A 20745-nucleotide genomic window follows, 5' to 3' on the forward strand; every position below is an offset into this window, starting at 1 on the left:
AGCACCATGCCGTACACCGCAGACAAGCCCGGCAGCACCCCCGACCCCACCGACCTGCGCGCGCGCATTCCCGGGTGGGGCGCCGATCTCGATCCCGCCGACCGGCCCGCCTTCCCGCGCGAGCAGCCGGGGATCGAGACCGGTGCGCACTGGGACCTGCCCGAACAGCAGCCCGGGTTCTCCGGCCGCGAGCGCTCGGTCGAGCACGAGCGAATGACACCGGTCTTCGGCACGGCGCAGCCGCTGCACGGAGTGTCCGGCGCCATCCGCCGCTTCGCCTACGTTCGCTACAGCGAGGGCCAGACAGCGCATTGGCTGCTTCTCATCCTCGGTGATCGAGTGGATGCCGCGCTCTCGCACGGGCGGTCGTTCTTCTCGCGGCATCCCGATGAACCGATCAGCCAGTCGGGCATCGCCGGCGAGCGCGGCCGGCATCCGATCGCGTCGCGCCTGACGCCGGGACGCATCGACTACAAGCACACCTGGATGGATCCGCTCCTCGTCGTCGGTCCGTGGGTGCTCGCGGGGCTGGCCGCCGTCACGCTCGGTCGCGCGATCTTCCTGCCCGCAGAACGCCGACACCGCAGGCGGTAGCCGCACCGAGACCGGCACTCGATCAGGCGACCCGCGCCGCCACCCGCGCCGCACCGCGCGGGCGACCGGCTGCGCGGTACCACTGCGCGCAGAACACGACCACGATGACCGCCTCGACCCACGCCCCGGCGTAGTACATCAGCTGCGCCGCCTGCTGCACGGCGGCGACGTCGAGCCCGGCCGGCGGGTACGCGTAGAGGTATTTCGCGACGATGCTGTGCGCCGCGAGGCTCAGCACGAGAACCACGGCGACGACGGGGCGGGGCGTCGGGTGCGGCCGCGGATCGAGGCCGATGACCGCCGCGGTGAAGAGGTATCCGACGACGACGAGGTGCGCGAGCACGAAGACGTGCAGAAGCGGCACCTGCTGCACGACGACGATGAGCGGTGTCGCATAGAGCAGCCACGATCCGCTCACGAGCAGAATGCCGGCGGTGACGGGATGCGCGATGAGTCGCGCCGCCGCGGAGCCGAGCACGCGCGACAATCGCCGGGCCGGGATCACCGCGAGGCTGCGCAGCGCGAGGGTGACGGGGGCGCCGAGCACGAGCAGCACGGGGGCGAGCATCGCGCCGACGAGGTGCACGCCCATGTGCGCGACCACGTCGCCGTGCGCGGCGTGCGCGAACGGGCCCGCCAGCGACAGGGTCGCGGCGGTGACTCCCAGCATCCACAGGACCGACCGTGACCAGGGCCAGGCCCGGCCCCGCCGGCGCGAGATGACCACCCCGGCGCCGTAGGCGAGGATCGCCGCGAGTCCCACGAGCACGACGAGCGCGTCGAGCACGGGCAGGGCACCGCCGCTGTGCGCGTGCACGTCAGCGGCCGTCTGCCGTGCGGCGGCGTCGCGTCGCGATGACAAGCACGACGCCCGCGGCGATCATGATGACGGCGGTGACGTTCCAGACGATGTCATAGACGATGAGGTCGTCGACGTATCTGATCTGGTGAAGGCCCATCAGTTTGTGCTGCACGATGCCGTCGTACAGCTGGAAGGCGCCGCCGCCGACGAGCGCTCCCCCGATCCAGCGCCGCCACGAGAGGGCGTTGCGGCGGCGCAGATCGGCGAGGAGGAACAGTCCCGCGATCGTGGCGAACCAGCTGAGGGCGTGGAAGAGCCCGTCCGAGACGAGGCCGATGTCGGTCGTCGACCGGTCGTAGAAGTGATGCCAGTGCAGCAGTTGGTGAAAGACCGTCTCGTCGATGAAGGCGATCGCCCCGACACCGAACAGCACGCCCGACCAGAGGTTGCGGGAGGGCCGCTCGGACGCGGCGACGGACAGGGGCGCCGCTTCTGCGGCTGCGTCGTGTTCGGCTCGCATCCTTCGACAATGCGGGGTTTCGCGCTGGCGCGCGCGGGGCTTGAGGCGCGGCTCGTGTCCTGCTAGCGGTGCCCCGGAAGCATCCACGCGCATGCGCTGTTACCCCTGGCATGGACTACGGCCACCTTCTCCGTTTCGGCACCTTCATCACTCCCGCCGCGGGTGATCCCCAGCGGCCCGTGCAGCTCGCGCAGTTGAGCGAGCAGCTCGGCTTCGACCTCGTCACGTTCCAGGACCACCCGTATCAGCCGGCGTTCCTCGACACGTGGACGCTGCTGTCCTACGCCGCCGCGGCGACGTCGACGATCCAGCTCGCGCCGAACGTGCTGAACCTGCCGATGCGTCCGGCTCCCGTAACGGCGCGCGCGGCGGCATCCCTCGATCTGCTCTCGGGCGGCCGCTTCGCCCTCGGGCTCGGCGCGGGCGGATTCTGGGATGCGATCGAGGCGATGGGCACGCGCCGCCTGACGCCCGGCGAGGCGGTTGACGCGCTGGCCGAGGGCATCGAGGTGATCCGCGAACTGTGGGACACCGACACGCGCGGCGGGGTGCGCGGCGGCGAGCACTACCCCCTGAAGGGCGCCAAGCGAGGGCCCGCGCCCGCGCACCGCGTGCCGATCTGGATCGGCGCCTACAAACCCCGGATGCTGCGCCTCACCGGCCGCCTCGGCGACGGGTGGCTGCCCTCGCTCGGGTATATGAAGCCCGGTGACATCGCCGCGGGGAACGCCCGGATCGATGACGCGGCGACCGCGGCAGACCGGCACCCCGATGAGATCGTGCGGCTGCTCAACATCTCGGGGCGCGAGTCGGCCGACGAGCTCGCGGCGCTCGCCATCGACGACGGGGTCTCGACGTTCATCGTCAGCAGCGACGACCCGGGGCTGCTGCAGCGCTTCTCGGCCGAGACCGCGCCCGCCGTGCGCGAGGCCGTCGACGCCGAACGCGCACGCACCGGAATCTCGACTCCCGGCCGCTCGAGCACCGCGCTCGCGGCCCGCCGCGCCGGCATCGCGTACGACGGCATCCCCGCCTCGCTGCGGGACACCGCCGTCGAGCCTGGCGACTTCGCGTACCGCACGGTGCGCTCGACGTACATGCGCGGCGGCGCGCCGGGGGTCGTGCTGCGCCCCCGCACGGTCGACGAGGTGGTGGATGCCGTGGGCTTCGCGCGGCAGCATCCGGATCTGCCGTTGGGTGTGCGAAGCGGCGGGCACGGCATCAGCGGGCGGTCGACGAACGACGGCGGCATCGTGATCGATCTGCGCGCGCTCGCCGACATCGAGGTGCTCGACGAGCAGACCCGGCGCGTGCGGATCGGCCCCGGAGCGCGGTGGATGGAGGTGGCCCGGGCGCTGCAGCGGTACGGCTGGGCGCTGAGCTCGGGCGATTCCGGCGGTGTCGGCGTCGGCGGACTCGCGACGGCCGGCGGGGTGGGCTTCCTCGGGCGCGAGCACGGGCTGACGATCGACAGTCTCGTCGCCGCCGAGGTGGTGCTCGCCGACGGGCAGGTCGTGCGCGCGTCGGCCGACGAGAACCCCGACCTGTTCTGGGCGCTGCGCGGCGCGGGCGGCAACATCGGCATCGTGGTGTCGTTCGAGTTCGAGGCATCGGCCGTCGGCGACGTCGGGTGGGTGCAGCTCACCTTCGACGCCTCGGATACCGCCGCGTTCGTGCGCGGCTTCGCCGACACGATGAGTGCCGCCCCGCGGGATGTGACGCTGTTCGCGATCCTCGCGCCGGCGCGCGGCGGCCAGCCGCCGATCGGGCAGGTGTACGGCGTCGTCGACAGCCCCGACGCCGACACGATCATCGAGCGACTGCAGCCGTTCGCCCAGATCGCGCCGTTGGTCGGGCAGTCCGTGCAGCTCGCGTCGTACGCCGATGTGATGGCCAACGCCTCGGATGCCGCGCACAGCGGTCAGGGCGAGCCGCGGTTCCGCTCGGGCCTTCTCGGCCGCATCACCGACGAGAGCGCCGAGGCGATCGCCGCGATCGTGCGGTCGGGATCGGCACCGTGGTTCCAGTTGCGCGCCGTCGGCGGGGCGGTCGCGGATGTGCCCGCCGATGCCACCGCCTACGCGTTCCGCGACGCGGAGTTCTCGGTCGCCGCGATCGGCTCGAGCGCGACGTTCGAGCAGCTGTGGAACGACCTCGCGCAGCATTTCGACGGCCTCTACCTGAGCTTCGAGACCCGGGTCAGCCCGGAGATCGTGGCGCAGGCTTTTCCTCCGGCGACCCTCGAACGGCTGCGCGAGGTCAAGCGCCGCTACGACCCGACGGCGCTGTTCCGCGACAACTTCCCCATCGGCTGACCCCGGCGAGGCGCCCGCGGCAGGTCGTGGCGGGCGTCCACCGCTCAGCGACCGGTCGCGGTGTCCGAGAGCGCCTGCGCGATGTCGGCCCAGAGCTCTTCGGTCGGCTCGCAGCCGACCGACAGGCGCACGAAGCCGTCGGGCACGTCGTCGCCCCAGCGCGCCCGGCGCTCGGCCGATGAGTGCACACCCCCGAAGCTCGTCGACGGCACGACGAAACGTGCTCGCTCGATGAATCGCTCGGCGGCATCCACGGTGTCGAGGGTGATCCCGATGAGCGACCCGAACCGCAGCATCTGCCGCTCGGCGATCTCGCGCTGCGGGTGCGACGACAGGCCGGGATACGCCACCTCGACCACGCCCGGCACGTCGACGAGCCGCTCGGCGATCACGGCGGCACTCGCGCACATGCGGTCGAATCGCACCTCGAGCGTCTCGAGGCCGCGGTGCACGATCCACGCCTCGAACGGCCCCGGAATGCCGCCCGTGATCTTGCGCCAGTCGCGCACCCGCTCCATGACACCGGCGTCGCGGCTCGCGACGTGACCGAGGAGTGCGTCGGAGTGCCCGTTCACCGCCTTCGTGTCGGATGCCACCACGACATCGGCGCCGAGATCGAGCGGACGCTGCCCCAGAGGCGTCATGGTCGTGTTGTCGACCACGAGGAGTCCGCCCGCGTCGTGAACACGGCGCGCCATGTCGGCGATGTCGCACACGTCGAGAGCAGGGTTCGAGGGCGTCTCGAGGAACACGAGCCGGAATCCCGCCACGTCGACCGAGGCGTAGTCGCGCGTCGCGCACAGCTCGACCTCGACGTCGATCGTCTCGAGGTACTTGTCGGCGATGAGGCGCGTCGTGTAGTAGCCGTCGCTCGGGAGCAGCACGCGGTCCCCCGGACGCAGATGCGTCAGCAGCACGGCCGCGATCGCGGCCATCCCCGACGGAAAGATCGCCGTCTCGGCGCGCTCGAGCAGCGACAGCGCGTCTTCGAGGGCCGTCCACGTCGGCGAGCCCATCCGTCCGTACTGGTACGGGATGCCCGTGGGGTCTCCCGGCAGCACGAACGTGCTCGCCGAGACGACGGGCGGCGAGAGGGGTTCGCCGGGGCGCAGCGTCTGCGCACGATGGTGCAGCACCTCGGCAAACGAGGGCTCGGCGAATGCGTCCACGGTTCACTCCTTCCGGCAGCCGACGCGACATCGTCGGACGCTCAGATTTTCACACGGATCCCCGACACCCCGCGTGGCCCACGACCGCGCCCGCCCGAATCGCCCACTGCTGCCCTCCCGTCGTACAGTCGACTGACCCTCTCGCCCACGAACGGAGCCACTGGTGTCCTCACGTCCGACGCCATCACCCGCCTTCCAGCGCAACGCCCTGGCCCCGGGGATCCTGGCCTCGATCGTCTGCATCGCCGGCATCGCGCTCGTCGATCAGGAGCTCTACCTCGTGGCACGCTTCATCATCGCGATCCTCGCCGTGATCATCGGCTGGTTCGCCGTGCAGGCGGGGCAGTGGTGGTGGGCCCTGCCGATGCTCGCGATCGCCGTGGTGTGGAACCCGCTCTACCCGATCGTCTTCGACGGACCGTGGTGGATCGGCGTGAACATCGCCGCGACGGCGACGTTCCTCTCCGCCGGCGCGCTGATCAAGACCCCGAGGCCGATGCCCTGACCCGCGGGGGGTCTCCCCCGGCGTCAGCCCCGGTCAGATCGCCATCGCCATCGCGCCGTATCCCATCGCGATGAAGAACGACATCACCGCGAGCACGAGCGACACGGGCGCCATCGTGTAGCGCTCGGGTCTGCTGCGTGAGATCGCGTTCACGGCGATGCCGAGCACGAAGTAGGCGAAGATGACCCACATCGCGATCTGGCTGAACGGCTCGGGGAACACGTGGACGACGCCGACCCGGTCCCACGCGATGAGGGCGATGAGCGCGTAGACGAGCACCGAGACGGCGCTGCCGATGCGCAGGCGACGGGGAAGCACCCTGCGCTGCCCGCCCCACGCGAAGCGCCCGAGCGGCGCCCCCGCAATGAGGGCGATCTGAAAGATCGCGAGCAGCGCCAGAACGACGGTGAGCACGAGGGCGAAGGGCATGGGCTCACCGTAGCGGGCGGCGTCAGCGCAGGCTGAACCCGCCGTCGCTCGTGAGCACCTGACCCACGACCCATCTGCCCGTATCAGCCGCCACCCGCCATCCCTCTTTTTCTTGTGACCGCATTCAGCGCCCTTCACGCGCAAGGAGGAGTCATGGCTGCACGCAGCGTGACCATCAAGGTCCAACTCGACATCGATGTGGCTCTCGTGTTCGATCACGACAGCGTGCAGCACGGCATCTGGGGTTCGCCGCCGCCGCCGCGGATCGAGCCCGGCACGACGGCCCAGTGGGTCGCCGAGTCTGACGGCATCGCGACGGGAACCGAGGGCACGGTCTGGTACCGGCTCGATACGCCGGGAGCGACGGGTCTCGTGCGCCTGCACTGGGACAACCCGTACATCGGCAGCAACAACTTCGACCAGTCCGGTCCCGAGGTGCTGACCGTGGCGCGCGCCGGCGACGGGTCGGGCAACGACGCGACGGCGCACTGGGTCATCGCCGACGCGTCGACGACGGGCGACGGCATCCCTGATTCGTGGAAGACCTCGGGCGCGACGATCGACCCCGGCGACGGCTCGGGACCGCAGTTCGTCGACCTGCCCGCGATGGGTGCGACGGTCGGCAAGCCCGACATCTTCGTGCACCTCGACTGGATGGATGACGCCACCCACTCGCACCGCCCGAGCGACGCTGCGATCCGGCTGGTGATCGATGCGTTCGCGAATGCGCCGTACGTGGCACGCAACGGGGCTGTGGGCATCAATCTGCACGTGGATGCGGGGCCCACCAGCATCCTGAATCCGACGACCGGCGCGACGTGGGGGCCCCTCAGCCGTGCCGCGTCGGTGGGGCACGTCGCGCAGCTGGGCACGACGAGTCCGGACGCCGCGGGCATCAACTACGACTGGACCGATTTCGACAAGCTCAAGGGCCGTGCCGGCGGGCACCTCGCCTCAGGGCGCGGTCCGATCTTCCGCTACGCCGTGGCGTGTCATCAGATCGGCTCGGTGGGAAACAGCGGCGTCGCCCGCAATATGCCCGGGTCGGACTTCATCGTGAGCCTCGGCACGTTCGCCCCGCCGATCACCGACATGAACGTGGCGGGCACCTTCATGCACGAGCTCGGTCACGCGCTCGGCCTGGATCACGGCGGCAGTGACGGGGTGAACTTCAAAGCGAACTACCCGAGCGTCATGAGCTATCTCTGGCAGATGTCGGGCATCCGCCGAGGCGGCGCATTCGTCCTGGACTACTCGAGCGTCGCGCTGGCGGTCCTCAGCGAGATGGCACTCAACGAGACGGTCGGTTTGGGGCCAGGTTCAGCCGGGTACGCCACGTCGCGCTGGCTGCCGGCGACCCCCACCGCCCCCGCGGGCTTCGTGCAGGTGGCGGATGCCGCCGCGCCCATCGACTGGAACGGCGATGGTCTCGCCACCGCCGTGAACCTGTCGGTGGACACCAACAACGACGGCGCGCAGACGACCCTGCAGCCGTGCAACGACTGGCAGATCCTGCGGCTGCGCGGCGGGGCGATCGGCTCGGGCGGGTATGAGCCTCCGACCGTGTCGCTCCTGCTGCCCGAGCTCACACCGCAGCTGCAGGCGCAGATCCTGCCGCCAGACACGACCCCTCCCACGACGACCGCGATCGTGTCGCCTCCGCCGAACGCGGCGGGCTGGAACCGCACGCCGATCGCCGTGCAGCTGACCGCGACCGACGACATGTCGGGTGTCGCGCGCACCGAATACCGCCTCGACGGCGTCGGGCCGATGACGTATTCGACGCCGATCGGCGTGGCGAGCGAGGGCTCGCACGCGGTCGATTTTCACTCCGTCGACCGGTCGCAGAACGTCGAGCCGCAGCAGCGGCTTGTCGTCGCGGTCGACCTGACGGCGCCCGAGATCGAGATCTTCTACGCCCCCGACATCGATGACATCCTCGTGCAGGGGCGGGACGCGCTCTCGGGAGTGGCGACGGGACCGATCGCACCGGCATCCCGCGCCGACACGGAGTGGACGCCCTTCGGCTCGGACACCGCCGAGACGCGCGTCTACGAGGTGCGTGATCGTGCCGACAACACCACGACGCTGCATCTGAAAGTGCGGTGCTCGCCGTTCGCGTACGAGGCGAGCGTGATCGCGCTCGTGTACGACGACTACCGGCACGCGCGCGAGAGCGCAGACGAGGTGCGGCCCATCGACTCGCCCGAAGGCGAGCGCGACGAGTGGCGGCGACGCAGCGAGCGCAACACGATGGTGTTCGAGCGCCTCGTGGGTCGCAACGCCGCTCACCCCCTGCTCGGCGTGCGCCAACTCGTCGCGATCGGCGGCGGAGAAGCTCGGCGCGTCGTGAAGGCGCGGTGGGATGCCCTCGACGACTACTCGATCGTCGTGCACGAGTCGGGGACGGGGACGTGTGGGCCGTGCCGGGATGCGGATCCGGAGCGCGAGCGGGAGCGCGAGCGCGAGGAGCGAGAGCGGGAGCAGCGCGAACGCGAGGAGCGGGAACGCGAACGCGAAGAGGAGCGCGAGCGCGAACGCGAGGAGCAGAAAGGCGAGCGGGAACGCGAGGAGCGGGAACGCGAACGCGAGGAGGAGCGCGAGCGCGAAGAGGAGCGNGGAACGCGAGGAGCGGGAACGCGAACGCGAGGAGGAGCGCGAGCGCGAAGAGGAGCGCACCGAGCGAGACGTGGATGAGCGCAGCGAGCGCGCGCTGCCGCATACCGCCGGGCGCCCGGTCGACGGCAGGACGCAACCACGCGACGCCGACTGCGGATGTGGCGAAACCCCGAACGACGAGGGTTCGGACAACGAGGGCACCGCGCGCACCCCTTCGACCACAGGGAGTGCCCGTCCGTGCGGCCCGGTGCCCGTCTCAGAGCGGGACGTCCGCGGCTTCGTCGTCCTGCGGGTGCGCAGCGACGACGGCCGCCTCTACGTCGACGAAGAGTAGACGGGGGCGGGCATTTCCAGCCGGTCCGCGCGAAGCTGTAGCATTCGGCGGTGGCGAAGAATGCGGCATACATCGGGCTGGCCGGTCCGTTCGGTTACGACTACCGCAATCCGGCACCGCGGGTGGATGAGCGCGACGGCAGCAGTCCCAACCCGGTTCTCGAGAACGTGCTGGGGCTGCTCCTCTGCTACGACGAGCTCGTGTTTCTGGCGCCGCAGTTCTGCCCCGCGGATATGCGCGACCTTCCCTATGTCCGCTTCCTCACCGACGACCCCCCGTCGATCGACGCCGCCGTCACCGCGCTCGACGCGTTCGACGCAGCAGGTGACGCCGAGTGGTTGGACAGTCCCAGCTTCCAGCTCTTCGCCGACATCTCAGCGGAGATGTGCGGGCCGGCCTCGGGCGAGTTCGCGATCGACAACCACACGAGAAACCTGCATGTCGGGCAGACCGAGGTCGTGGGCAATGGCATGCGACTCGACAACGCATTGCGTGACCTGTGGGTCGTTGCCGAACTCGGCCTGAGTCACACCGACGTCATCTTGGGTTCGCCAGCCCAAGAAGCGCTGAACAACGAGCTCGAGCGCGAGCTGGCCGACAGCCAATACTTCAGCGCGACGAAGCGCGCCGCAGCGACACAGCTGGCGGCCCTACAAGTGCCCAACATCCTCGGCCCGTCCGGTTCGTACCACGAAGGGCTCGAGGACATCCGCGATCGCCGCGATGTCGCTGAGTTCCGGCAGTACCTCCTCTCCATCGATGCACCGGTCACCGACGGGATCAGCCTCGCGAACGAGATCTCTCAGGCGGCGTTCGACGCCGTGGATGCCTTGGCCGAGCGGTACGTGAAGGATCCGCACGTCTTTCGGTCGATCGGTGTCCCCGTCGCCCAGGGTGTGCTGGACACGATGGTTCCGGGGGTGGGAACCGCGGCGACCTATACCGCAGAGACGCCGTTCCGTATCCGGGAGCGCAGGTTCCAGAACGCGCGCACGTGGGCGCCGTTCGTGGTGGCGTTGAATCGGCCGACCCGATAACGGAATGGCTCGCACGGCTCGCCCGGGGCCTTGACCAGACAACTTGTGAACCACCGAAGGATCCCCATGAGTCACGCCCGGATCCTTCCGAACAGCACCCGCTCCCTGGATCGAGCGCTCGTCGCGATCGGCGCGCTCAGCGCCTTCGTCGTGATCATCGTCGTCGCGATCCTGTGGCCGCAGGTCACCCCCGACGACGCTGTCACCCTGATCTCACCCCTCGGATTCGCGATATATGCCGTCGCGGGAATCATCGCCTGGCAGCGTCGGCCGAGCAACGCCATGGGTGCCCTCATGATCTGGACCGGGGCGGCGGTGCTGGTGGGCGGCCTCGGCTCGACCGGGGTTCCGCTGTTGCAGGCCCTCGGCACGATCCTCGCCACGCTCGCACTGGCGGCGGTGATTCATCTCGTGCTCGCCTTTCCCACCGGACGGCTTGAGACACCCGCCACGCGGGTAGCGGTGTGGTGCACCTATGTCGTGTCGCTCGTCCTGCAGATACCGCTCTACCTCTTCGACCCGAACAGTGCGTTTCCGCCGCTCGCCATCGCGGACGCCCCCACGGTCGTCGAGGTGACGAAGCTCGCCCAGACCGTTGCGGGGGCGACCGTCACGATCGCCGCCGTGGTGATCCTGGTGGGGCGGCTTCTGCGCGCCGAGCCCATCCATCGCCGCATGCTCGTGCCGCTGCTGGCCTACAGCATCTTCGCCGTGGCGTTCACTCCCCTGCTCTCGCTCGTGCGCGCCCTGGTGCCCGTTGACCCGCTGGTGCTCGCGATGTCGCAGTTCGTCGTGGTCTCGGGCGTGCCGATCGCCTTCGTCTTCGGGCTGCTGCGCGGCGGCTTTCCGCGCACGGGCGGCCTCGAAGAGCTCGGCACGTGGCTCGGGGATGCCTCGGTGTCGGGCGATCGTCTGTCGGACGCCCTCTCGCGGGCCCTCGGCGACCCGTCGCTCGAGCTGTACTTCCGCTCCGATGAGAAGGGCGTCTTCGCCGACGCCGAAGGCCGCGTGATCGACGAGCACGCAGACCCGCGCCGCGGGCGCAGCGACATCGTCGTCCGCGGTGAGGTCGTCGGCATCATCGTCTACGACGCGGGCCTGATCACCGACGCGGGCCTCGTCGCCGCGGCGGGCGGTATCGTCGCCATCGCCGTCGAGCGCGAACGCCTGAGCACCGACCTGCTCGCCACCAAACAGATCATGGTCGGCCGGTCGCTGGGCAGTGACGCCGTGTTTCGCTCGCTCACTCCGCGTCAGCGAGAGGTGCTCGCGCTGGTGGCCGAGGGGCGCAGCAATGCCAGCATCGCCGCCAAGCTCTTCGTCGCCGAGAAGTCGGTCGTGCAGCACGTCTCGCGCATCTATCAGGCACTGGATCTGCCGATGGATGCCGAGGCGCACCGCCGCGTGCAGGCTGTCGTGCTCTACCTCGCGGCCGCCGAGACGTGAGATCCAGGCCCGTTTCTCGCGGGCCTCAGCGAGAACGGGACCTAGGTCGCTACTGCGCGTGATCCCGAAGTCGCTAGCTTGGAGCCCTCTTCGACCTGGGGGGTCTCTCGTGTTCGGCTTCACGGCTCTCGGCACACCCGCGCGCCGACGCGGCATGCGCACAGCCATCCTGTCCACCGTCATCGTCGTCGCCGGGGCCGTCGCACTGGGCGGCTGCGCCGCGACACCGGGCACCGGCCCGGCGTCGTCATCCGCCCCCTCGGCCTCTGCGGCCGACCGGCAGTTGCCGGCCGAGCTGCAGGCCGAGTTGCAGAAGACACTCGATGAGAGCATGGCCGAGTTCGATGTGCCGGGCGCTCTGGTGGGCGTCTGGATTCCGGGTCAAGGCTCGTGGACGACGGCCGCAGGCCTGGCCGATATCGACGGCGGCGCTGCACCGACACTCGACATGTCATGGCCCATCCGCAGTGTGACGAAGTCGTTCACGGTCACGCTCCTCTTGCAGCTCGTCGACGAGGGCAAGGTGTCGCTCGATGACACGCTCGACCAGTACGTCGCCGATGTCGCGAACGGCGACCGCATCACGCTGCGCCAGCTCGCGGGCATGTCCAGCGGCAACCCCGACTACACGACGGACGAGTTCCAGACGGTCTTCCTCGAAGACCAGACGCGCATGTTCACGCTCGCAGAGCTCAACGGCTTCGTGCTCGGCCAGCCCGCGCAGTTCGAACCGGGCGCGAAACACGTCTATACGAACGCGAACACCAACCTGCTGGGCGCGGTCATCGAGAAGGTGACCGGCCAGCCGTATGCCGAGGTCATCGACGAGAGGATCCTGACGCCGCTCGGGCTCGACGACACCCGGTACATCCTCGATGTCAGCACCTGGACCGAGCCGCATCCGCTCGGTTACGGACCCCCCGACGAGCCGCGCGAGCCGTTCGAGCAGAACTTCTCGATCCTGGGCCCGGCCGGGTCGCTCATCAGCACGGTCGACGACGCCCGCACGTGGGTCGAGGCTCTCGCCACGGGTGCGCTGCTCTCGCCTGAGACGCAGGCCGAGCGTCTCATGGGAGCGCCGCTGGACGCGGGCCCGCCGTACGGCCAGTACGCGCTCGGGATCGGCGAGACCGACGGATGGTGGGGCCACAACGGCGAGGGACTGGGCTTCACCGTCGCGGTCTTCCACAACCCCGACAGCGGCGCCAGCATCGTCGTATACACGAACGAATCCAATGCCGAAAACGGCGTACACCCCGCCGACGAGACGTTCCGACGCCTCGCCGCCATCGTAGACAGCGAGTAGCACGTGCCCCTCTCCCCCGTCCGTTGGACCGCCGCCGCGGTAACTCTCGTGCTCATCGGTGGGCTGATGACCGCCTGCACCGTCGGCGCCCCGAGCCCCGCATCGACGACGAGCGATTCCGCCGTGCCCGAGGCTGCGCTCAAGGTGATGAACCAGCCGCAGTACTCCCACGCGAGCTGGTTGATGTCGGTGCGCGACCTCGACACCGGAGAGGTGCTGCTCGACCTCGACGGCGACAAGATGAGCGAGCCCGCGTCATTCACGAAGACGTACAGCGTCGGCGCGGCGTGGCTCAAGTGGGGGCCCGACTACGTCATCACGACCCCGGTCAAGAGCACCGGCGAGGTCACGGCGGGCACCCTGGACGGCGACCTCGTGCTCGTCGGCAAGGGCGACTTCACGCTCGGCGGCCGCACGAAGGCCGACGGCACCGTCGACTACACGAACCTCGACCACAACGACGCCAACCCGCTGCCGGGAGCCACGCTCACGACCGAAGACCCCCTGACGGGCCTTGACGACCTCGCGGCTCAGGTCAAGGCATCCGGAATCGACGCGGTGTCTGGAACCGTCGTGGTCGATGACCGTCTCTTCCAGGGCACGCTCGAGGGCGAGCCGATCACCCCGATCGTGGTCAACCAGAACCTGATCGACGTGCTCGTCACGCCCGGGGCACCCGGCGAGCCGGCGACGGTCGAGATGAGCCCGCAGGTGTCGCCCTGGCGCATCGTGAGCGACGTGCAGACGGTGGATGCCGGCGCCGATTTCGCTGTCACCAACCCGGCCGACGGGGGCGGCGGCGCGATCACTGTCGGCGGCACGATTGCCGCCGACAGCGAGCCCGTACTCAAGGTGTTCGCGCTGGACGACCCCGCGACGTTCGCCCGCACGGCGTTCATCGAGGCACTCGCGCGTGCCGGAGTCACCGTCGGCGGCGACCCGATCGCGGTCAACTCGACGGCGTCGCTGCCCTCGAAAGAAGACGTCGACGCGCTGCCCTCGGTGGCCGAGTTCGACTCGCTGCCGCTGTCTGAGCAAGCCAAGTACGTCATGAAGATCAGCTACAACCGCGGCGCGCAGGCGTACGTGTGCATGCTGTCGGCAGCCGCGGGCAAGGACGACTGCAGCGCCGGTTTGACCGAGCTGCAGAAGATCTGGACCGATGCCGGGCTCGACACCACCGGGATCTCGCTCGTAGACGGGTCAGGTCTGGTCGGCAACTACGTCACTCCCCGAAACGGGGTCGAGGCGCAGTCGATCATGCTGAAGCGCCCCGACGGCGACCTCTGGCGGGCCACGATGCCGATCCTCGGTGTCGACGGATCGCTCGCCACCGTGCAGCCCGACAGCAGCGCCGCCGGCAAGGTGTTCGCCAAGACCGGCACACTGCTCGGCGCTGATGAGGCGAACGGCCGCTACCGCGTCAACACCAAGGCGCTCGGCGGAGACATGGAAGCCCAGAGCGGCCGCAACCTCGTGTTCGTGATCATCATGAACCAGGGCTTCGCCTCGGATATCAATGGGGTGTTCGCGGCGAACGATGACGTCGGCGCGGTTGTTGCGGCGATACAGCAGGCTTATTGAGGGTTGTAGGCCGGCTCTGCGTACCTGGCGGTGATGTGCACCGACGCGCTGCGAGCTCGCGGGGAGCTCCTGTCCGGGAGGGCGCCGGGGCTGTACCCCTGGAGGGACTCGAACACATTGAGCATAATGCTCAATCCGACGCAAACCGGCGAAAACCGCGGAATTATGCGGGATCCGGAGGAGTCCACCAACATCGCGCAACCGCCGAAAACAGGTCGCGACGAACAGTTTGCGGGCAAAATGTGGGCAAAAACCCTTGGAAAATCAGGCGAGTCAGACGCCTGCCAAGCACGCCGACCGGCTCCGAAACCAACCGCGATCTCAGTCAGCGCCAAATGAGCACATTGCGTAGTAGATGGCTGCAAGATCTGCTAGACCTGAGCAAGATGCTCAACGTGGCGTCGCTGACACGAATCGGCGGGAGGTCGCCGGATGCACCCGCCGCGGCCTGCTCATCGCCCGATCGACGGACCCCCAGTCCCGGACGGTCCGTGGTGCGGGGCCGATGGGTCATACGGCCGGCCCGGGTTGTACGGGTCAACCGCCGGCGCCCGCCGCGGCTCCTGGATCCGCACCTCCGGCGCGAGACCGGCATCCCGGGCGCGCGTCATGAGGCGGGTCGCGGTGCTCTGGCTGATCTTGAGAGTGTCGGAGACGAGCTTGAGCGGGGGGTAGCTGATTGCCGTCGCGACGCGATAGACGGCGATCGCGGCGTACAGGGACTCCAACGGTTCGCGCTCCTCCTTCGCCAGCACGCGGCTGAGGAACTCTTGCACTGAAATGCGGTCGCGGTCGCCAACCCCCTCCCCGCTGACGTCGACCGTGACGACCTCGAGCGCCGACCTCGTCATGATCCAATGTGTGCGCACCTCGCGGAGCATCTGGCTGGTGATGTCGACGCCTTCCCCTTCGCGTTCGAGGGCGGCAAACACGACAGCAATGCGGCCGAGCGCAGCATCCCACTCCACGCGCACGGTGATCGTGCCGGGCACGTCCTGCTCCCCCGATACGCGCGCATACCAAGACTTCGGCAACGTTACGTGGCTGCCCAGATCGATGCGTTCGTCGCTAATGTCGTATGCCTCGACGTCTGCCATGGAGCCCACTATTCCAGGTCACGCGCGATTCGCGAAGAAGACTGTCGATCTTGGCTCAAAGTTGTGGTACTTTGCGACGAAGGGAGACTGACAGTGCTGGCTCAAGGAAGGAAGGGCTATGAACCACTCACCGGAGCACCTTGCTCTGACGATGAAGGATGCCGCCAAGCTCGTCGGCGTCGACTACCGCACGATCAAGCTCGGCATCGAGAGCGGGACCATCCCCACGGTCCAGCTAGGGCCGCGCCGAATGATCCCCCGCGTCCCGCTGCTACGCGTGTTCGGGATCAACGCCTGAAACCGGCGCGGCTGGCGGAGCTGCCCTCGTGCCGGCGCTCAGCCGGAGGGAAGCACCTTCGAAAGCTCCTCCAAGGTCATGCCGTTCCCACTCGCGAACGCCGCCGCTGCTGCCTTTCTCCGTCGGGGTCGGTGCCGCGTCCGTTCAGGTCCGGCTTGACCGCTGTGTACAGTCCGGAGACTCCGTGGAGGCGCTCGCGGGATCTGACGATGCGGAGGCCCGCTTGAGTGGCACGCTTGCGGAGTTCGTGGAAGCTAGGCGTTGCGGGCGCTTCATCGGCAATGTCGCGGTTGGGTGTCGAATCGTCGTCAGGAGTGGTGGCGTTGATCATCACAGCCACCCTGGCAGACGGGCGACTTGCAGTCGAGCCGCCGCGCTACGCGACTGAGCTTTTCTACCTGCCCTGCGATCAAGGCGCCGCGAACTGGTCCGCCAGCTGGTGTCGTCGCGCTTTGACTCGCCATCATTCTTCCTGAAGCTTCTGCGCTGCCAGCGCAGCCAGCGCGTTGACGCGGTCTTGTAGGGCCGAATCATCTCGAACATTCTTGAACCGCATCTGTCGGACGCTGTACGCCATGACTATGGCCCAGAACTCGCGGCGCGATGATGAGCGATCAGCGATCCAGCGCAGCACTGAAGCGCACCATGCAGGTGAGGGCGAGTTGAGCGAGAATGTCACTTCCCCGAAGCGCGTGGTCAGGTCATCGACTGAAGGCCAGTCCCCTCCCAGAAGCGGAGAATCTGGATGAACCCACGCCGACAGCAGAAGCACCACCGGATCGCGCAGGGCGCTTGAGAACACGTTCTCGTCTGAATCAATGATGACCGGCTCGCCATCGCAAATCAGCACATTCCCGGCGTGAAGGTCGGTGTGGCTCATGACGGTCGATGTCGAGGTCCACAGATCCGGCCGAGGCGGCTCGACCCCAATCTTCGATAGCTCCGTTGCCAAGATGTCCCAGTCGATGATCTGTTCCACGATCTCTCGAAGAGGCACGGTTACCGTCGGTGACGTCTCCAAGCGATCGAGTGTCACACGGAGACTGTCGACCATCGTCGCGGCGCGCAAGTCCTCGCTAGACAACAGCGCCATGAGCGGTGTCGGGGACTCGCCGGCGAGCTGGAGAACGCTGACGATGGTCCCGCCCATCAGACCGCTGATGACCTCGACGCGGCGGGCTATGCGCTCCCGGGGAACCAGATCTTGAAGGCCGCCCGGAGACGGGATGTTCTGGCCCAACTTTGCCACAACAATTGCGACTGCGCCGCGCGGAGTCGTGATTCCGCATCGCCACACACCTGCGCCGGTAAGCCCTCCGGTTAACGGCTCAGCTGCGATGGCTGACCCCTCATAATGGTGAGCGATCCTGCGGAGCACCCGCTTTTCCCGAGCATCCCTCGCCGCAGGAGCCGTCAGTTCGATGCGTTCAAACTCCGCTATCACCCCGCGGAGCTCGCTCAGGTGCCGCTCGAACTTGTCGAACTGAGACTTGCGCAGGACACTGACGCGACCGATGCGCGTGCTGCCCCGCTCGAATAAGAGTCCGCTTCCTTCCATGGACTCCTGTGCGTGGTCGAAGTCGGTGTAGCCGCTGAAAACGAGGATCCTCGCATCCGGATACGCGCTTGATACGAGGCGGAACAACTCATCTCCGAGTTCGTCCACCGCTGGCTCACCAGCTCGCATCGGCAACTTGCGGTCCAACACGAAGAGATCGACGAAATCCTCGCTGATGTCAATGAAACTCAGGGCGTCACCAACCGCTCCGAACGTGATCAGGTCGAAGCCAGCTTCTTCTATAGCTGACGAGGCCTCGGCTAGCTGCTGCGGGTCATCGTCTACAAGAACCGCCAGTGGTCTCGACACGTCAGGCCCGCGCACCGGTTAGCGTGAAAGTGGCTAGCCCCGATCTTCCGGCGACGCGGAAACCGTAACCGAGCCGCGTGCTTGCAGTCTTGATGAGCGACACTCCGATGCCCTGGTGTCCACTCTTTGTGGTAATCCCAGTTGCCGCAACGTCTCGTATATCGAACTGAGTGCCCGCGAACGGATTCGACACACGCACCCAGAACCGATCTGCGACGATGCTCCACGCCACATGGATGGGACGTCCGTCAGGCACTTCTAGTGCCGCATCGATCGCGTTCTGATACACATTTGCCATGAGTATCTCGAAAAGCCCTTCGTCGGTGCGGATCTCCGGCTGACGAAGGTCCGTGTCAGGTGCGGCGCTGAAGGTGGGGAGCGCCGTGGGATCTGGCCAAGCCTCGCGCAATGCGCGCTCCAAGTTGCACTGCACCAGTTCCAGTTCGGACTCGCTGCGGATCAACGAGATAAGGGCGTCGAGCCGACGCTCCAGACGATTCACCGCATCTCCGGTAGCACTTCGCCGAAAATCATCGATTTCGCGGTTGCCAGCCCGCCGAATCCAGCCAATTGGTGGCGATAACTCGTGCCTGATCAGGCGGGCTAGCTCAGGGATCGCTGATTGCGAACTCGATGATTCTGTGCTCGATGGAGCCCCGGTGACCGGTGTTGTGAGAGCTGCCCTGGTTTCCAGAACATCGTTGAAGACCTGCCTGATCTGCGGCACCGATTCCCTTTGCATCGCGCGCATGATTGTGCCGACCGGAATGACGTCGGGGTGGTTCTTCATCCAGGATGCAGCCCTAAGTCGCGACGAGGGCGAGGCGGAGTGAACTGCCTCGTCCAGCCACTCAGGCTCCTGCATGAGATGGTTCCCCGTGGTGTTCGTAGAACCGAGCCCGCCGTTCGAAGGCCTCCCGACCGCCCTCCATAATCGTCGTTATCGCGTCAACGACAGCTGGCTCATCGAACTTCCCCGACTCACGTACCGCACCACGCTGACCATCGCTTGACAGGACGAAGACGCGACCTGCTTCACCCAGGACAGGAATGTTTGCGTTGTGGGTTGCCACGATGGTCTGCACCTTATTTTCAGTGCGCTTGGACATGGCCGATACAACGTGGTCGACGAGATAGGCGTTGTCGAGATGGTCCTCTGGCTGATCGAGGATGAGGGTACGGTCCCGCTCAGAAAGCACGATCGGAAGGGTTACCGCGCACTTCTGGCCGGTTGAGAGGTTGTCGACGCTCTTGTCGACTGCGCCATCCCGAAGCATGAAGTCAACGCTGTCTTTGAGTGAGACCTGCGCCAGCCGTGCCAGCTCTTCAGGCGAGTCAAGGACGCTGATTACCCGCAGTGCTTGCTCATCAGAGAGATCGCCTGCCGAGGCAAGTCCAGCGACGTCGTGTGCCTCGACGAGCTCCAGCAGAAGCCTAGGAAGAACCCGGGCAGCCAATGAATCGATGAGAGCTGCCCGCGTGTGGGTACCGCGAAGCGCATCGGTCAACAGGTCGCGAAGCTGAGTGGCGTCCGCGAGGTGTTCCACCACGACCACAATGTGCTGGTCAATCTGTTGTGACGTGCTCTCAGCTACGAGCCGGCGAGCACTATAAACACGCTCCTCCTCCGCCTCGACTAGGTCAAAAAGTGAGCTTCGCTCTTTGATCAGGGACGCTAGTTCGCGCGATAGCGAGGCAATATGCGTGTCGTTGTCGTCGAGTTCCGCCAGTTGACCGTCTATGTTCCGGATCTGGGCTGTGAGCTGGCCAAGGCCCGCCTCTGCCTGCTCAAGTGACTCCCGTACGGGCGCTGCCGCTTCGCGAAGTTTCGCTTCCTCGGCGGAGGAAGCCTCAACTTTGGAGCGGATCTCTGCCGCAAAGCGCTCGATCGCCGTTTGCAAGGAGACGACACCGACGTTGATCGGATGTAGCGACGCTGCAAATGCTGCGTCGTCTGAGATGAACTCGCGGCCGAGGTCCTCGAGCTGCGAAGCATGTTGAGCGGCGGAGATAGCTGTGAGGCGAAGTTCGTCTGTCACCCGTGCAGCCTTGGTCAGAGCGGCTGCGCGCCGGTTGAGCTCACTCGAGCGTGATTCGAGAGCACGAAGAGCGTCGCGCTGAGTCGCAAGTGGCCCCTGCGCGTCGCCGATGAGCGACTCTTCTTGCGACCGGTAAATCTGACGATCCGCCTCAAGCCCTGGGCGCTTCAGGGATTCTTCTCGTCGCTTTGCGAGCTCCGCCCGAACGCCAAACATTCGCTGCGTGATGTGGCCTAGCTGCCCCCGTGAAACTGTGATCTCATCTACCCCGGCGCGGAGATCAAGCAACTTCAGCCTGTTCGCAGCGTCAGACGCAATATCCTCAAGCTCACTCTGACCAAGCACAAGGACCGACTGAGAAAGGTCGTCGTCGCGTCCGCGCCCCTTGCTATCCACGATGACTTGAATCGCTCCGGCTTCGGACTCGAGGTCCACGATCACCTCCCCTGGGCCGAGAATAGCGTCCAGAAACTGGTTACGCTGCTCGCGCCGTTGCTTTTCCGCGTGCTCAGCGCCGAGGGCGTGTCGCAACAGCTCAAGCAGGGTGGTCTTGCCGACTCCGCGCGGGCCAATCACGACGTTCAAGCCGCGGATGAAGGACACGTCGAGTCCGCTCAAGAATCCGCCGTTGACTCGAAGTCGGGATACCCACATGCACGAGCCCTTCAGTCTGTACGTCACTGGTGAAGACATTACAAGAGTGCTCAGTTCACATCGGCCACAGGGCAAGCCTGACATGTGTTGGGCGAGCGAAGGGGACTGCCCCTACTTTGGTTGACGGGTA

18 protein-coding genes are annotated in these 20745 nt (G+C 67.3%); 10 read left to right on the forward strand and 8 right to left on the reverse strand.

Translation table 11 applies throughout. The features are described from left to right. Positions 1-6 precede the first annotated feature (6 nt). Positions 7-594, forward strand: a complete 588-nt coding sequence (locus AC25Y0_RS10695) for a hypothetical protein (RefSeq protein WP_488134630.1) — start codon at positions 7-9, stop codon at positions 592-594. Between the two features lie 22 nt (positions 595-616). Here the strand turns inward: AC25Y0_RS10695 and AC25Y0_RS10700 are convergent, their stop codons facing one another. Both AC25Y0_RS10700 and AC25Y0_RS10705 read right to left on the reverse strand, forming a co-directional pair. Further along, entirely contained in the window at positions 617-1456 is an 840-nt protein-coding gene (locus AC25Y0_RS10700; protein ID WP_488134631.1) for a cytochrome c oxidase assembly protein, read from the reverse strand. Continuing rightward, positions 1413-1916 carry a DUF2243 domain-containing protein gene (locus AC25Y0_RS10705; protein WP_488124126.1) on the reverse strand — a complete coding sequence of 168 codons (504 nt, stop codon included), beginning with the start codon at positions 1914-1916 and terminating at the stop codon, positions 1413-1415. The genes AC25Y0_RS10700 and AC25Y0_RS10705 overlap by 44 nt, the downstream gene beginning before the upstream one ends. Before the next feature lie 110 nt (positions 1917-2026). Between AC25Y0_RS10705 and AC25Y0_RS10710 the strand changes: the two genes are divergently transcribed. Then, entirely contained in the window at positions 2027-4231 is a 2205-nt protein-coding gene (locus AC25Y0_RS10710) for an LLM class flavin-dependent oxidoreductase (protein ID WP_488134632.1), read from the forward strand. Between the two features lie 44 nt (positions 4232-4275). Here AC25Y0_RS10710 and AC25Y0_RS10715 read toward each other — a convergent pair whose 3' ends face one another. Next, complete coding sequence (locus AC25Y0_RS10715; protein ID WP_488134633.1) at positions 4276-5400, reverse strand: cystathionine gamma-lyase; 1125 nt, start codon at positions 5398-5400, stop codon at positions 4276-4278. A gap of 163 nt (positions 5401-5563) precedes the next feature. Between AC25Y0_RS10715 and AC25Y0_RS10720 the strand changes: the two genes are divergently transcribed. Then, the gene (locus AC25Y0_RS10720) at positions 5564-5905 is read left to right on the forward strand and encodes a DUF6804 family protein (protein ID WP_488124123.1); all 342 of its coding nucleotides are present in this window, start codon (positions 5564-5566) and stop codon (positions 5903-5905) included. Positions 5906-5938: 33 nt separating this feature from the next. On the opposite strand, the gene AC25Y0_RS10725 is transcribed toward AC25Y0_RS10720, so the two are convergent. Then, positions 5939-6334 carry a hypothetical protein gene (locus tag AC25Y0_RS10725; protein WP_488134634.1) on the reverse strand — a complete coding sequence of 132 codons (396 nt, stop codon included), beginning with the start codon at positions 6332-6334 and terminating at the stop codon, positions 5939-5941. A gap of 1284 nt (positions 6335-7618) precedes the next feature. Here AC25Y0_RS10725 and AC25Y0_RS10730 point away from each other — a divergent pair. The 6 genes from AC25Y0_RS10730 (at position 7619) to dacB (ending at position 14660) form a co-directional block, all read left to right on the forward strand. After that, complete coding sequence (locus AC25Y0_RS10730; protein ID WP_488134649.1) at positions 7619-9031, forward strand: OmpL47-type beta-barrel domain-containing protein; 1413 nt, start codon at positions 7619-7621, stop codon at positions 9029-9031. After that, positions 9024-9287, forward strand: coding sequence for a hypothetical protein (locus tag AC25Y0_RS10735; protein ID WP_488134635.1), 264 nt, complete (start codon positions 9024-9026; stop codon positions 9285-9287). Before AC25Y0_RS10730 ends, AC25Y0_RS10735 begins: the two co-directional genes overlap by 8 nt. 50 nt (positions 9288-9337) lie before the next feature. Then, positions 9338-10324 (forward strand): hypothetical protein, encoded by a 987-nt coding sequence (locus tag AC25Y0_RS10740; protein ID WP_488134636.1) that lies wholly within the window; start codon positions 9338-9340, stop codon positions 10322-10324. A 66-nt stretch (positions 10325-10390) separates the two neighbouring features. Continuing rightward, positions 10391-11770, forward strand: coding sequence for a helix-turn-helix transcriptional regulator (locus tag AC25Y0_RS10745; RefSeq protein WP_488124119.1), 1380 nt, complete (start codon positions 10391-10393; stop codon positions 11768-11770). Between the two features lie 109 nt (positions 11771-11879). After that, on the forward strand, positions 11880-13076 hold the full coding sequence (locus AC25Y0_RS10750; protein WP_488134637.1) for a serine hydrolase domain-containing protein: 1197 nt from the start codon (positions 11880-11882) through the stop codon (positions 13074-13076). 3 nt (positions 13077-13079) lie between these two features. Beyond that, on the forward strand, positions 13080-14660 hold the full coding sequence (gene dacB, locus AC25Y0_RS10755; RefSeq protein WP_488134638.1) for a D-alanyl-D-alanine carboxypeptidase/D-alanyl-D-alanine endopeptidase: 1581 nt from the start codon (positions 13080-13082) through the stop codon (positions 14658-14660). Between the two features lie 452 nt (positions 14661-15112). On the opposite strand, the gene AC25Y0_RS10760 is transcribed toward dacB, so the two are convergent. Beyond that, positions 15113-15757 carry a hypothetical protein gene (locus AC25Y0_RS10760; protein ID WP_488134639.1) on the reverse strand — a complete coding sequence of 215 codons (645 nt, stop codon included), beginning with the start codon at positions 15755-15757 and terminating at the stop codon, positions 15113-15115. A gap of 118 nt (positions 15758-15875) precedes the next feature. On the opposite strand from AC25Y0_RS10760, the gene AC25Y0_RS10765 reads away from it, so the two are divergent. Continuing rightward, on the forward strand, positions 15876-16055 hold the full coding sequence (locus AC25Y0_RS10765) for a helix-turn-helix domain-containing protein (RefSeq protein ID WP_488134640.1): 180 nt from the start codon (positions 15876-15878) through the stop codon (positions 16053-16055). Positions 16056-16518: 463 nt separating this feature from the next. On the opposite strand, the gene AC25Y0_RS10770 is transcribed toward AC25Y0_RS10765, so the two are convergent. The 3 genes from AC25Y0_RS10770 to AC25Y0_RS10780 form a co-directional block, all read right to left on the reverse strand. Continuing rightward, positions 16519-17937, reverse strand: coding sequence for a hypothetical protein (locus tag AC25Y0_RS10770; RefSeq protein ID WP_488134641.1), 1419 nt, complete (start codon positions 17935-17937; stop codon positions 16519-16521). Next, positions 17924-18712, reverse strand: coding sequence for a GHKL domain-containing protein (locus AC25Y0_RS10775; RefSeq protein ID WP_488134642.1), 789 nt, complete (start codon positions 18710-18712; stop codon positions 17924-17926). Before AC25Y0_RS10775 ends, AC25Y0_RS10770 begins: the two co-directional genes overlap by 14 nt. Before the next feature lie 61 nt (positions 18713-18773). Next, positions 18774-20579, reverse strand: a complete 1806-nt coding sequence (locus tag AC25Y0_RS10780; RefSeq protein ID WP_488134643.1) for an AAA family ATPase — start codon at positions 20577-20579, stop codon at positions 18774-18776. Between the last annotated feature and the right edge of the window lie 166 nt (positions 20580-20745).

The organism is Microbacterium sp. Y547, assembly GCF_057669785.1.